Consider the following 12,290-nt stretch of genomic DNA (forward strand, 5'->3'; position numbering starts at 1 on the left):
ATCTATTGGCTATGAGTCCTGACCCTTAAAGCGGCCCAAGCGGGAGGCTTGGGACATGCCCACAAAACCCGCGCGGCACGTTTTCCGCTTTGCTTGCCGTTGGTGCGGGGAATATCGTCTGCGAGGATCTTGGCAGCAGGAATGACATGGCCTTCACGCTCAAACAGCTTCGATACTTCATGGCTGTGGCCGAGGTCGGAACCGTCTCCGGTGCGGCGCAGGCGTTGGCAATCTCGCAATCTGCGGTGACCGAAGCCATCCGGGAGTTGGAAATCGATCTGGGGGTGTCGCTGTTTGATCGCCATCCGCGTGGCCTCGATATCACGCAGAAAGGCCATCAATTCCTGCGCCATGCGACGGGGATTCTCGCGGGGGTTTCGGATGCGCGCCAAGCCCTCTCGCAAGAAGGTGAAACCCTGAGCGGAACCCTTCATGTCGGCGTCACATCCCTTGTGGCGGGGTATGTGCTCTCGGATATTCTTGCGCGTTTCCGGCGCGCCAACCCCAAAGTCGAGGTCACCGCGGTCGAGGACAGCGGCGATTACCTCGAACATCTTTTGATCGGTGGCGAGTTGGATGTGGCCGTCATGGTCACGAGCAATATGCGCGATCGCATGGCGCTTCACTCCGAGATCATCGACACCTCACCCTATCAACTTTGGCTGCCAAATGGGCATGAGTTGGCGACACGACCCTCGGTCTCGATCGAGGATTTGTCAGACGAGCCAATGATCATGCTGCGCATCGACGAGATTGAACTCGCGACGCGAAAACTGCTTTCGGCCTTTGGCGCGCGCCCGAGGGTTGCCTTTCGCACGCGCTCGGTGGAGGCGGTGCGGTCCTTGGTGGCCACGGGTGCGGGAGTCGCGCTGTTGCCAGAGATCGTTTACCGCCGGTGGTCCCTTGAAGGCGACCGGATCGTGTCGCGTGATGTGTCGGGAAGCCTACCAGTTGTGCAGGTTGGGACCGTCTGGCGTAAAGGGGCGCCTTTACCGCGTGTCGCGCGTGAATTTGTTTTGGCCGCACAAGCCCATAAAAGCACAAAGTAATTTTACGGTATTTGTTTTTCCGATACCAAGAACCTGAGAATTGAATTTGTGAAACCCGCTTGTTTTTCACAGCCTATAGCCAAGGGAGAGAGGTCTCCCATCGCAATAGGGGAAAACAAACATGAAACAGATTTTCAACGGGTGCGTCTCTGGCCTCGCGCTCGTCGCCGCCACCGCGCTTCCGCTCTGCGCCGCTGACATGCCGACCGAGTTGGGCGCAGGTGAGGGCATCGTCTCCATCGTCGCATGGCCGGGCTATATCGAGCGCGGCGAAACCGAAGCTGCCTTTGACTGGGTGACCAAATTCGAAGAGGCCACCAGCTGCAAGGTCGAGGTCAAGACCGCGAATACCTCCGATGAGATGGTCGCTTTGATGAACGAAGGCGGATTTGATCTGGTGACCGCCTCTGGTGACGCCTCGCTGCGCCTGATCGCGGGCAAACGGGTCCAGCCGATCAACACGGATTTGATCCCGAGCTGGGCACGCGTTGATGATCGTCTGAAAGACGCGCCTTGGCACACGGTCAAAGGCACCCACTATGGCACGCCGTTCATGTGGGGGCCGAACGTGTTGATGTACAACACCGAAGTCTTCCCCGAGGCCCCGACCAGCTGGGACGTGGTGTTCAAGGAAATGACCCTGCCAGACAGCGAAAGCAATTCGGGCCGGGTGCAAGCCTATGATGGGCCGATCTATATCGCCGATGCCGCGATGTATCTGATGGCGCATCAGCCGGAGTTGGGCATCACAAGCCCCTATGAGCTCAACGAGGATCAATATGCTGCCGCGCTCGACGTGTTGCGCGCCCAACGCAAGCTAGTGTCGCGCTACTGGCACGATGCGTTTATCCAGATCGACGATTTCAAGAACGAGGGCATGGTGGCTTCGTCCTCATGGCCCTTCATGGTCAACCTGTTGAAAGCAGACAGCGTGCCGGTTGCCTCGACCATCCCGTCCGAGGGCGCGACAGGCTGGGCGGATACGCTGATGCTGCATGCGGACTCCGAACATCCGAATTGTGCCTATCAGTTCATGGAGCATTCGCTGAACTCGAACCTCCAATCGGATCTGTCCGTGTGGTTCGGGGCCGTGCCGTCTGTGCCGGAAGCCTGTACCGATGGGTCTGGCATGCAGACGGAAGCAGGCTGTTCCGAGAACGGTCTTGATGATTTTGACCGGATCAAGTTCTGGCGCACCCCGGTGTCCAGCTGTGAAAGTCAGGGCAGCTGTGTGCCCTACTACCGTTGGGTTTCGGACTACATCGGTGTGATCGGCGGGCGCTGATCCTTTCCCTACGGGCTGGCCTTTTCGGGCCAGCCCACATTCTCCCCTGAAAGACTGACAATGACTGATGCAGTGACCTTCCGAGGCGTGTCGCGCCACTTCGGACCCGTGAAAGCCGTGGATGAGGTCGATCTGGCTATTCACGATGGCGAGTTCTTTGCGATGCTCGGCCCCTCGGGCTCCGGGAAGACCACATGCCTGCGCCTGATTGCGGGGTTCGAACAACCGACCGCCGGGAGCATTGAAATTTTTGGTGAGCGTGCCGAAGGCGTGCCGCCGTACTTGCGCAATGTGAATACGGTGTTCCAGAACTACGCGCTGTTCCCTCATATGAATGTGCTCGACAACGTGGCCTTTGGCTTGCGCGTCAAAGGGGTGAGCAAGGCCGAACGCCGCCGCGCCGCGGAAGAGACGCTGGAGCTGGTCGAGCTTGCTGGCTATGGCACGCGCCGCGCCGGAGAGCTGTCTGGCGGCCAACGTCAACGCGTGGCCTTGGCCCGGGCCTTGATCAACAAGCCGCGCGTGGTGCTCTTGGACGAACCTTTGGGCGCACTGGATCTCAAGCTGCGCGAACAGATGCAAGAAGAGCTGCGCAAACTCCAGCGTTCCTTGGGCCTGACCTTTGTGTTCGTGACCCACGACCAGGACGAAGCGCTGTCCATGGCCGACCGCGTGGCCGTATTTGCCGAGGGCAAGATCCAACAAATCGGGAGCGCAGAAGACATTTATCGCCGCCCCTCCACACGCTTTGTGGCCGACTTCGTCGGTTCCTCGAACGTTGTGCCCGCCGATCTTGCGGGTGTGGGGAAGATGGGGCAATGGGCGTCCCTGCGGCCCGAAGATATCACGCTTGATAAGGCGGGGCTTGCGGCCACGGTAACGGGCAAATTCTTTCACGGCCGGGTAACCAAACTCTCGCTCGACATCAAAGGCCAAAGCCTGACCGCGCTGATCCCCGCCCATGAGAGCACGCCGGACATCGGCGAGACCGCTTATGTGTCGTGGGATGCGTCCCGCGCCCATGTCATGGAGTTGGAGGCATGAGGCCCAACGCCTCTCAACCCGCGATCTTTGCGCCCCGCTCAGGGCCTTTGGCGCGCAAGGTGGATTGGGTGATCCGTCACCCACGCATGTTCGTGTTCCTGATGGTGCTGCCGATCACGCTGTGGCTTGGCATCGTTTACATCGGCGCGCTGATCGCCCTGCTGATTCAGAGCTTTTTCTCGATTGATGAGTTCTCTGGCGTCGTGGTGCGTGAATTCACGTTCAAGACCTATGGCGAGTTGTTGCGGCCGTATAATCTCGACATCATCCTGCGCACCGTCGCCATGGCCGCAGCGGTGACCGTGGTCGCCGCTATGCTGGCCTTTCCCATCGCCTATTTCGCGGCGCGCTATGCCAAGGGTAAATGGAAGGCGCTGTTTTACATCGGTGTGATGCTGCCATTGTGGTCGAGCTATCTGGTCAAGGTCTATGCGTGGAAATTGGTGCTTGCGAAAGAAGGCATCCTGACGTGGATTTTTGCCAAGTTGCATCTGACCTGGGCCCTTGATGGCGTTTTGTCGATCCCGGTGATCGGCGGCAATTCTCTGTCCGTGAGCTACATGGGCACCTTTCTCGTGTTCCTCTATATCTGGCTGCCCTACATGATCATCCCGGTGCAGGCCTCGCTGGAACGGGTGCCCGGCGCGCTGCTTGAAGCGGCCTCTGATCTCGGCGCGACGCCGCGCCAAAGCTTCCGCATGGTGCTGTTCCCGCTGGCGCTTCCGGGGATCATCGCGGGCTCCATCTTCACGTTCTCGCTGACGCTTGGCGATTACATCGTGCCGCAAATTGTAGGCAACTCGCGTCTGTTTATCGGTCAGGCGGTTTACACCCAACAAGGCACCGCCGGAAACATTCCGCTGGCCGCCGCCTTTACCGTCGTTCCGATCGTCGTCATGGGGATTTACCTCTGGGGCGCACGCAAAATGGGGGCTTTCGATGCACTCTGATACACGCGCCCCATTGGGCCTCAAACTCTCGGCCATCGGCGGGCTGATCTTTTTGCTCGCCCCGATTGCGCTGATCTTTGTCTATGCCTTCACCACCGAGGAAAAGAGCTTTCAATGGCCGCCCCCCGGCCTGACGACCAAATGGATCGGCGTTACCCTGGGCCGTGCGGATGTCTGGGAGGCTTTGGGGCTTTCACTCAAGGTCGCGGCGATTTCCACCACGCTGGCGCTGATCATGGGCACGCTGACCGCCGCCGCTGTCGCCCGCTCGCGTTTTTTTGGGCGCGAAACGATATCCCTGCTGGTGATCTTGCCGATCGCCTTGCCGGGGATCATCACCGGGATTTCTCTGCGATCGGCGTTCTCCTTGTTGGACATTCCCTTTTCGACATGGACCATCGTGCTGGGGCACGCCACCTTTTGCATCGTGATCGTCTACAACAATGCGGTCGCCCGGTTTCGCCGGACCTCTGGTGCGCTGATCGATGCCGCGATGGATCTGGGCGCGGATGGGGTGCAGACCTTTACCCTCGTGATCCTGCCCAATATCGCGACAGCTTTGCTTGCAGGCGGGATGCTGGCCTTTGCGCTCAGTTTCGATGAGGTGATCGTCACCACATTTACCGCGGGCAACCAGACCACCTTGCCGATCTGGATGCTCGAAGAACTTGTCCGGCCGCGCCAACGCCCGGTGACCAACGTGGTTGCCATGGCGGTCGTGCTTGTCACCGTGCTGCCGATCCTGGCCGCCTATTACCTCACACGTGACGGCGAACATACCGCCGGTTCCGATAAATAATCCCCGACACATCCAGAAACACTGGGAGACCCCTATGGACGCTCAAATGCTCATCGGCGCCAAGCTCGTCAAAGGCACCGAGACCGAGGAAGACATCTTTAACCCGCGCACTGGCGAGATCATCATCACCCTTCCAGAGGCCTCTCTGACGCAGGTCGAAGAGGCCGTCACGGCGGCGGAAAAAGCCTTTGCCGGCTGGTCACGCACCACGCCCGGTGAACGCTCGGGCTATTTGTTGAAAATCGCCGACCGGATCGAGGCCGAGGCGGAAAACCTGGCCCGGCTTGAGGCGCTCAACTGTGGCAAGCCGGGGCCCTTGGCCCTGAATGACGAACTGCCCGCGATCGTGGATTGCTTTCGGTTTTTTGCCGGTGCGGTGCGCTGCATGACGGGGCCCATGGCCGGTGAATATCTTGAGGGGTTCACCTCGATGGTTCGCCGCGATCCCGTCGGGATCGTTGCGTCCATTGCGCCGTGGAACTATCCGCTGATGATGATGGCGTGGAAAATTGCCCCCGCCATCGGAGCCGGCAACACCGTGGTGTTCAAGCCATCGGAACAGACACCGCTTACCGCGCTAGCCATGGCGAAAATCTTTGCCGATGTCCTGCCTGAAGGTGTTGTGAACATTATCCTTGGTCGCGGTGAAACCGTCGGCTCCGCGCTCATCAATCACCCGAAAGTTGCGATGATCTCGATCACCGGCGACATTGCCACCGGGCGCAAAATCCTTGAGGCGGCGAACAAGACGATCAAACGCACCCATCTCGAACTTGGCGGCAAAGCCCCCGTGTTGGTGTTGGAGGACGCAGATATCGACGCCACCGTCGAGGGGCTTCGCGCCTTCGGGTTTTACAACACCGGTCAGGATTGCACCGCAGCCTGCCGAATTTACGCGCAGGCTTCGATTTATGATGAGTTCGTCGGCAAACTCACCGAAGCCGTTTCGCAAATCGAATATGCCAATCCCGACGACAGTCTGAATGAAATGGGACCGCTGATTTCCCTGCGTCAACGAGACCGGGTGGCAAGTTTCGTGGCACGGGCTCGCGAAGCCAACCATATCGAGGTGACCACAGGCGGGGACGCGCCCGAAGGTGGCGGGTTCTTCTACAAACCGACCGTGGTCGCAGGCGCTTTGCAATGCGACGAGATCGTGCGGCGCGAAGTCTTTGGTCCTGTCGTGTCCGTCACCCGGTTTGAGGACGCCGACCAAGCGGTTACTTGGGCCAATGACAGCGACTATGGTCTCGCGTCATCGGTTTGGACAAAGGACGTGTCCAAAGGCATGCAGGTCGCCGCAAGTTTGCAATATGGCTGCACCTGGGTGAACACCCATTTCATGCTGGCCAATGAGATGCCCCATGGCGGGATGAAACAGTCCGGCTATGGCAAGGACATGTCGTCCTATGCGCTCGAGGACTATTCAGTTGTACGCCATGTGATGGTCGCGCACTGACGGAGCATGTTTGGACGCGGACACCGGACGCCATCCGGGACCGGTGTCCGCGTTTGAATGAGCACTCCCGCTCGTCCTCGAGGTGTTGCATGCTCGAGCCCAAACATGAATGGCCGCACTACAAAAGCTGCGGCGCGGCATCTCGTCAACCAGTCGATGTCTCTTTTGGGCCGGGTCACGTCATTCCTGAGTGCCCGGCAAACCAGACTTTACAAAGTCCGCTCCCTGCGCATCGCGGACGCTCAGGCAGCCCGCATGATCGATTTCGCTGTCTCGCCGGGCGCATTTCCGGTGCAAATCGATCCCGATCAGGTCTTCATGGCGGGGCATTCGCTGGGCGGGTTTACCGCGCTGGCGCTGGCTGGCGCACGCTATGACATAGAGCGCCTGGAGCGGTTCTGCGAGGCAACCCCGGATGAATTGGTGTGCGGGATATTTGCGGACTGGGACATCGCGCAGACGTTTGAAGACCGTGTACAGATGCAGAACGATTTGTCGGACGGAAGAATTCCCGCATTCGCGGTCTTACGACAAGACTTCGCTGCTCAAGACCCTGCACAACAAGGTCTATCGCGGCCTCGCCGTGCACAAGGGCACGGCCTACCCGGGCGAACATGACGCGATCATAGACGAGACGCTGTGGGACGACGTCCATGATGTAATCGCGAACAACCGGTCGCGGCGGGTTGCCGTTGCCAAGGAACCATCACCAGCACTGCTGCGCGGGTTGATCTTCACTGAGACCGGCGTCGCGATGACGCCCCATCACACCAAGAAGGGCACGCGACGCTATCGCTACTATGTCTCGATGGACGCGATCAAGAAACGGCCCAAGGCCGAGATCCGAGGCCCGCAGCGGCTGCCCGGTGGCATGGTCGAGGATGCCGTCGTCGGCGAAATCCGCCGCCTACTACGCACTCCAGAGGTCGCCGCGCGGGTGTCGCGGACCCTGCGCAAGGATCGGCCAGACCTTGGCGAGGCGGCGATCAGCGCGTCGCTCACCCAGTTCGACGACATGTGGAAGGCGCTGATCCCGGCCGAGCAGGCGCGCGTGGTCAGGCTTCTGGTGGCGCGGGTCACCGCCAGCGACGCCGGTCTGGCGGTCGATCTCCGCCATGAGGGCTTGGGCGCTATTGCTGCCCTCATGGCCCCGGCCAAGTCGGAGCTGGCGTGATGGCAGAGCCAGAAACCCTCCGCGTCCACATCCCCCTCACCATGCGCAATCGCGGCGGCCGCCCCCGCATCCTGCCGCCCAAGGAGATCGAGGTGGCCATGGAACGCGGGCAGGATGCCCGCCTTCTACGCGCCATCGGCCGCGCGTGGGACTGGCGCCGCAGGCTGGAGCGCGGCGACGTCACCACCATCGCCGATCTCGCCAGAGAAGAAGGCATCTCCGACCGCTATGTCAGCCGTGTGATCCGGCTGGCATGGCTCTCGCCATCGGTGCTGGAAAGGGTTGTCCTGCGGCGTGAGCCGACGGTGCTGTCGATCTTTGATCTCTGCGGTGTGGCGGAGCTGCCGTGGGCCCAGCAGCCTGAAAAGGTGTTTGACTGACGCTCAATGAAAGCTGGCCTGAAAACTCGTGGCGGTCAGCGATACGTGGGCGTCGAGCGGCGGGCGCAGTTCGAACGCCTTCGGCTCGCGTGCAAAGTGATAGAGCCGCATGAGGCACCAGTCCGCCCGCCGTTCGTCGGCAACAGCCAGTTCGTTGCGCGAGATATGGAATGGTGTGCGTTCCCAGCCGTTGGTCGTCTTCACTTCAATCAGACGGGGCCGACCATCTGGAGCATAGCTGGCGATATCATACCCCGCACGATCCCCATCTTCCTCCGAGACCCATCGCACCTTTGAAGCAAGATCAGAGCGCCCGGAGCCAGCCAATACCGCTTTCTCATGCGCCAGCGCGCGTTCCTCTCCCGCCCGGCCAAGCGCACGGTTGCGCTCGTCACGCTCCGCCACATCGAATTTGCGGGCGGTAGCGATGGTTTGCTCAAGTTCAGCCGGAGGCGGCTGGTTGCTGAGCGTCGGGGGCGGTCCAATCCAAAGTTGAGCCGCCTCGCGGAGGCCCATCGCGGGCCGGTCCTGAATGCGGGACAGCCAGCCGGGGTTGAGTTCCAGCCAACGCACCACCGCATCTTCCAGTGTGCCTTGGTAGTTTTGTGCGGGCTTGTAGCCGGGGATCCAGTCCTCTCCAAGGGCCCTGAGAACCGCGCTGATGTTCTGGTGCTTGAACTCAATTGAACTGCGGTTGCGGTCGATCTGGGTCTGAAGATCGCGATTGTGCGCGACCTTGTTATAGGACTGGCCAGCAAAGTCAGCAGACAGCATCGCGAAGTAATCCGCGACGATCAGGTCATTCTCTGCATCTGTCCAAGGCCCGTTCGACATGCGGCCAGGCTAGACACGAAAAAATCATTTGTCATCAGCAGTTTCGTCGGGGGAATTGGATGCGAACCCACCCAAGAAATCCGCCAATCTACGCTGGCATCCCGAGCAACGCGCCTACCGCGTGTTCTGGCTATGTTGCCATCGATGTCGTTCGGAACGCACGTTTGGGTTTTGGCGGGGTTCGGCAGCAGTGCATTGAAAGGTAACGAGAAAACGAGACCGAACCGAAACGGGCGAGGTTCGCCCAAACTGAGACTGAGGGCCATTCTGAGCCCAGCTTCGGCCTGGCGGCGCGTCTATGAGGTTCGGTCGGTTCACGCAAACTCCTTTGATAACACGGAAAAATCCGTGCCCGTCAGGGCGGTGTCACTGGTTCGCAATGGGGATAATGGCGGAGGAAATGACTCGAGAATTAAATCGGCTGTTTTGGCAGTTCGGGTCGAGTCCAGACGCCACGAAAATCCCTGAAATCTTGAGAAAAGTGTCCGACCCCATTCCGATGGGCATCGCGCTGCCGCGAAGGATACGACATGTTTTCGATGCAGAGCGCCAATTTACGCTCTATCCGCCTGTTTCAAACATAGCCTCAAAGCACGCAACATACCGACTTGAATAGGTTTTCTTCTCACGCATTCGTTCTCTTGCGACCGAAGTGAGTTGCGCAAAAGGAGACGAAAATGAACGAAGTATGTGTGAATCAGAAAGAACTGGCGGCCCGCTGGAAGATCAGCCACCGAACACTCGAGCGCTGGCGTTGGGTCCAGGAAGGTCCGCGATACCTGAAGATCGGTGGCCGGGTCGTGTACAGACTGTCCGACGTAGAGGCGTTTGAACGCCAGGTTCAAAGCGTTCCTGACGAGTTGCTGGCCGAAGGCTGACCCAACAGACTAGGAGTCGAACCCACTGGGCTCGACTTCGCGCCTATCCGATCAGGCCGACCCATACGGAGGTCAGCATTCGCGAGGCGTTATCCACGTCTTTCCAACGACCAAGTACGGGTTGCGAGTCGCCCGCTCGCAGCCCGTTTCTCTCTATCAAGCCAGCTCAATGGTGGCTACAATAGCTCCACCTCAACAGGAGGCGGGCTATGCAGCATATGGCGGCGCGGGACGCAAAGAACAGCTTCGGAAGACTGATCGACACCGCTCGAGCTGAACCGGTGGCAATCGACAAGTACGGCCGGACAGTCGTAGTTGTTATCGCGATTGAGGAGTACAATCGCCTCACGGCTCTCCAAGCACCGGCCAAACCCGACAGTATGATTGGAGATGGCGGAAAATGAAGAGTGGTTCCCCCAGTAACGGCATTACGCAAGGCGATTTCGTCGAGGTCCGAGGCAAGCAGTGGCTTGTCGAATCCTTGTTGGGTGACGCGAGCGACCTTTCGACATTGGGCCTCTCCTGCATCGCTGATGACGCACAAGGCGAACAGCTTGAGGTTCTTTGGGATGCCGAGATCAATGGGAAGCTTCTTGACGATGATCGCTGGAGTGGCGTCGGGCATGGGCAGCCGGACAGCCCCGAAGTCTTGGCCGCGCATATCCGGGCGATCCGCTGGAAGTCGGCGACTGCCGCAGACCGAGACCTCCTTCAGTCGCCTTTCCGGGCTGGGATCAGGCTTGATGCATACCAATTGCTACCACTCAGAAAAGCTCTTCGCCTGCCACGCGTCAATCTCCTCATTGCAGATGACGTTGGTCTCGGGAAGACGATCGAAGCCGGGCTGATTGCCAGAGAACTCTTACTGCGTCGACGGATAGATTTCATCGTTATCGCCGCGCCTCCCGCAATGACTATTCAATGGAAAGACGAATTGGAGGCAAAGTTCGGCCTGTCGTTTGAAATAATTGACCGTGAACGAGTCGGTGATCTCAGGCGCACCAGAGGGTTTTCGGTCAACCCATGGACCACAGGCTCCCGGTTTATCATTTCGCACCGATTGATGACCGACGAAACCTACGCAGCTGGTTTGCGGGACGTCCTTGGTGAGTTTCGAGCTCGGGCGCTTCTGATCTTGGATGAAGCACACCATGCCGCCCCGTCCGCTGGTACCCGTTACGCTGTATCCAGCCAGCTTACAAAGGCGGTCAGGGAGCTCGGGGAACGCTTTGAGCACAGACTGTTCCTGACAGCCACTCCGCACAACGGTCACTCCAACAGCTTCTCAGCTTTGCTCGAAATGCTTGACCCTCAGCGCTTCACGCGGGGTGTTGAAGTTCGTCCCAAAGACCTGGAACCAGTGATGGTTCGCCGTTTGAAATCCGATCTGCGCCGTCTCGGAGAGGCTTTCCCCGAGCGGGTTGTCGAGCCGATCATTCTCGACGGCTTGTCGGAAAGCACACCTGAGCTGGAATTGGCCCGTCAACTCGGCGCATATGGTGAACTTCGAATGGCGCGGATTGCCAAACTACCGAGTGGCAAGGCCGCAATCGCCAAACTGACATTCGTTGGGCTTCAGCAGCGCCTTCTATCTTCGGTGGCCGCGTTCCATCGCACGCTGAAAGCTCATCGGGTGACCCTCCAAAAGGTGTTAGACGGAACTGAAGTTGCTCGGATCGAGAACTCAGCCGCCAGTTTTGTTAGCTCCCTCTCGGCTGAAGAGAGCGCTGAATTGGGTCTCGAAGACGAGAGCGCTGAGCAGGCATTCGATGAAGATGCAGAAGCAAGCGCAAGCGCGGCCTCGTCCGCGGGAGTTGTCGATGCGTCTCGTCAGGAACTGATATCTGAGCTCGCTGCCGTCGATGAGATGCTCACACTAGCAGAGAAGCAACTGTCGCGGCCAGACGCTCGTGTGGATTGGCTGGTAGGTTGGATTCGCGCAAACATGTTGGACGGGGAGGCTTGGAACCAGCGTCGTCTAATTATCTTTACAGAATGGGAGGATACCAGACGTTGGCTAGAGCGACGTTTGCGCGAGGCACTTTCGGCCACCGACCTCGCCGATGAACGGATCGGTGTGTTCACAGGTGCAACGGGTTCTGATCGCCGGGAAGACGTAAAACGAGCGTTCAATGCTGATCCAAGCACTGAGCCGCTGCGAATTCTCATTTGCACGGACGCAGCACGAGAAGGCATCAATCTTCAATCCCATTGTTCTGATCTGCTGCACTTTGACCTGCCTTGGAATCCATCGAGGCTCGAGCAACGAAATGGTCGAATTGATCGGAAATTGCAGCCAGCCAAAACAGTCTTTTGCCGTTACTTTCGATACGCTCAACGCGAGACTGACTGAGCTACCCCCCGAAATTCGGACACTGACGTAGGCTACGATTTGCGGTCTGCTGATCTTCGACGAGAAGGAGATCAGAGATGTCGAA

Annotated in this window: 13 protein-coding genes; 12 read left to right on the forward strand and 1 reads right to left on the reverse strand. The window is 59.1% G+C overall.

The window, feature by feature from the left end:
- Positions 1-146 precede the first annotated feature (146 nt).
- The 9 genes from E1832_RS19965 to E1832_RS20000 all read left to right on the forward strand — a co-directional run bounded on the left by E1832_RS19965 (position 147) and on the right by E1832_RS20000 (position 8,140).
- Positions 147-1,049: a LysR family transcriptional regulator gene (locus tag E1832_RS19965; protein ID WP_133361537.1), complete on the forward strand. Its 903-nt coding sequence runs from the start codon at positions 147-149 to the stop codon at positions 1,047-1,049.
- A gap of 121 nt (positions 1,050-1,170) precedes the next feature.
- The gene (locus E1832_RS19970; RefSeq protein ID WP_133361538.1) at positions 1,171-2,334 is read left to right on the forward strand and encodes an ABC transporter substrate-binding protein; all 1,164 of its coding nucleotides are present in this window, start codon (positions 1,171-1,173) and stop codon (positions 2,332-2,334) included.
- A 60-nt stretch (positions 2,335-2,394) separates the two neighbouring features.
- Entirely contained in the window at positions 2,395-3,378 is a 984-nt protein-coding gene (locus E1832_RS19975) for an ABC transporter ATP-binding protein (RefSeq protein WP_133361539.1), read from the forward strand.
- Positions 3,375-4,328 carry an ABC transporter permease gene (locus tag E1832_RS19980; protein ID WP_133361540.1) on the forward strand — a complete coding sequence of 318 codons (954 nt, stop codon included), beginning with the start codon at positions 3,375-3,377 and terminating at the stop codon, positions 4,326-4,328. The genes E1832_RS19975 and E1832_RS19980 overlap by 4 nt, the downstream gene beginning before the upstream one ends.
- On the forward strand, positions 4,318-5,127 hold the full coding sequence (locus E1832_RS19985; protein ID WP_133361541.1) for an ABC transporter permease: 810 nt from the start codon (positions 4,318-4,320) through the stop codon (positions 5,125-5,127). The genes E1832_RS19980 and E1832_RS19985 overlap by 11 nt, the downstream gene beginning before the upstream one ends.
- A 34-nt stretch (positions 5,128-5,161) precedes the next feature.
- Complete coding sequence (locus E1832_RS19990) at positions 5,162-6,586, forward strand: gamma-aminobutyraldehyde dehydrogenase (RefSeq protein WP_133361542.1); 1,425 nt, start codon at positions 5,162-5,164, stop codon at positions 6,584-6,586.
- Between the two features lie 105 nt (positions 6,587-6,691).
- Positions 6,692-7,204 carry an alpha/beta hydrolase gene (locus E1832_RS23025; RefSeq protein WP_245514062.1) on the forward strand — a complete coding sequence of 171 codons (513 nt, stop codon included), beginning with the start codon at positions 6,692-6,694 and terminating at the stop codon, positions 7,202-7,204.
- Positions 7,140-7,760 (forward strand): recombinase zinc ribbon domain-containing protein, encoded by a 621-nt coding sequence (locus tag E1832_RS19995; RefSeq protein WP_245514061.1) that lies wholly within the window; start codon positions 7,140-7,142, stop codon positions 7,758-7,760. Before E1832_RS23025 ends, E1832_RS19995 begins: the two co-directional genes overlap by 65 nt.
- Entirely contained in the window at positions 7,760-8,140 is a 381-nt protein-coding gene (locus E1832_RS20000; protein WP_133361544.1) for a hypothetical protein, read from the forward strand. The genes E1832_RS19995 and E1832_RS20000 overlap by 1 nt, the downstream gene beginning before the upstream one ends.
- Before the next feature lie 3 nt (positions 8,141-8,143).
- Here the strand turns inward: E1832_RS20000 and E1832_RS20005 are convergent, their stop codons facing one another.
- Positions 8,144-8,974, reverse strand: a complete 831-nt coding sequence (locus tag E1832_RS20005; RefSeq protein ID WP_133361545.1) for a protein NO VEIN domain-containing protein — start codon at positions 8,972-8,974, stop codon at positions 8,144-8,146.
- A gap of 677 nt (positions 8,975-9,651) precedes the next feature.
- On the opposite strand from E1832_RS20005, the gene E1832_RS20010 reads away from it, so the two are divergent.
- From E1832_RS20010 to drmD, 3 genes are all read left to right on the forward strand, one after another.
- Positions 9,652-9,852, forward strand: a complete 201-nt coding sequence (locus E1832_RS20010) for a helix-turn-helix transcriptional regulator (protein ID WP_133361546.1) — start codon at positions 9,652-9,654, stop codon at positions 9,850-9,852.
- A 209-nt stretch (positions 9,853-10,061) separates the two neighbouring features.
- Positions 10,062-10,256 (forward strand): type II toxin-antitoxin system Phd/YefM family antitoxin, encoded by a 195-nt coding sequence (locus E1832_RS20015; protein WP_133361547.1) that lies wholly within the window; start codon positions 10,062-10,064, stop codon positions 10,254-10,256.
- Positions 10,253-12,205, forward strand: coding sequence for a DISARM system SNF2-like helicase DrmD (drmD, locus tag E1832_RS20020; protein WP_133361548.1), 1,953 nt, complete (start codon positions 10,253-10,255; stop codon positions 12,203-12,205). Before E1832_RS20015 ends, drmD begins: the two co-directional genes overlap by 4 nt.
- Positions 12,206-12,290 lie beyond the last annotated feature (85 nt).

Source organism: Antarcticimicrobium luteum (assembly GCF_004358185.1).
Classification (GTDB): domain Bacteria; phylum Pseudomonadota; class Alphaproteobacteria; order Rhodobacterales; family Rhodobacteraceae; genus Antarcticimicrobium; species Antarcticimicrobium luteum.

Bases quoted from the DNA above. Each gene is read 5' to 3' on its own strand.
- E1832_RS19965 (WP_133361537.1), top strand. From the start codon at position 147: ATGGCCTTCACGCTCAAACAGCTTCGATACTTCATGGCTGTGGCCGAG.
- E1832_RS19970 (WP_133361538.1), top strand. From the start codon at position 1,171: ATGAAACAGATTTTCAACGGGTGCGTCTCTGGCCTCGCGCTCGTCGCC.
- E1832_RS19975 (WP_133361539.1), top strand. From the start codon at position 2,395: ATGACTGATGCAGTGACCTTCCGAGGCGTGTCGCGCCACTTCGGACCC.
- E1832_RS19980 (WP_133361540.1), top strand. From the start codon at position 3,375: ATGAGGCCCAACGCCTCTCAACCCGCGATCTTTGCGCCCCGCTCAGGG.
- E1832_RS19985 (WP_133361541.1), top strand. From the start codon at position 4,318: ATGCACTCTGATACACGCGCCCCATTGGGCCTCAAACTCTCGGCCATC.
- E1832_RS19990 (WP_133361542.1), top strand. From the start codon at position 5,162: ATGGACGCTCAAATGCTCATCGGCGCCAAGCTCGTCAAAGGCACCGAG.
- E1832_RS23025 (WP_245514062.1), top strand. From the start codon at position 6,692: ATGAATGGCCGCACTACAAAAGCTGCGGCGCGGCATCTCGTCAACCAG.
- E1832_RS20000 (WP_133361544.1), top strand. From the start codon at position 7,760: ATGGCAGAGCCAGAAACCCTCCGCGTCCACATCCCCCTCACCATGCGC.
- E1832_RS20005 (WP_133361545.1), bottom strand. From the start codon at position 8,974: ATGTCGAACGGGCCTTGGACAGATGCAGAGAATGACCTGATCGTCGCG.
- E1832_RS20010 (WP_133361546.1), top strand. From the start codon at position 9,652: ATGAACGAAGTATGTGTGAATCAGAAAGAACTGGCGGCCCGCTGGAAG.
- E1832_RS20015 (WP_133361547.1), top strand. From the start codon at position 10,062: ATGCAGCATATGGCGGCGCGGGACGCAAAGAACAGCTTCGGAAGACTG.
- drmD (WP_133361548.1), top strand. From the start codon at position 10,253: ATGAAGAGTGGTTCCCCCAGTAACGGCATTACGCAAGGCGATTTCGTC.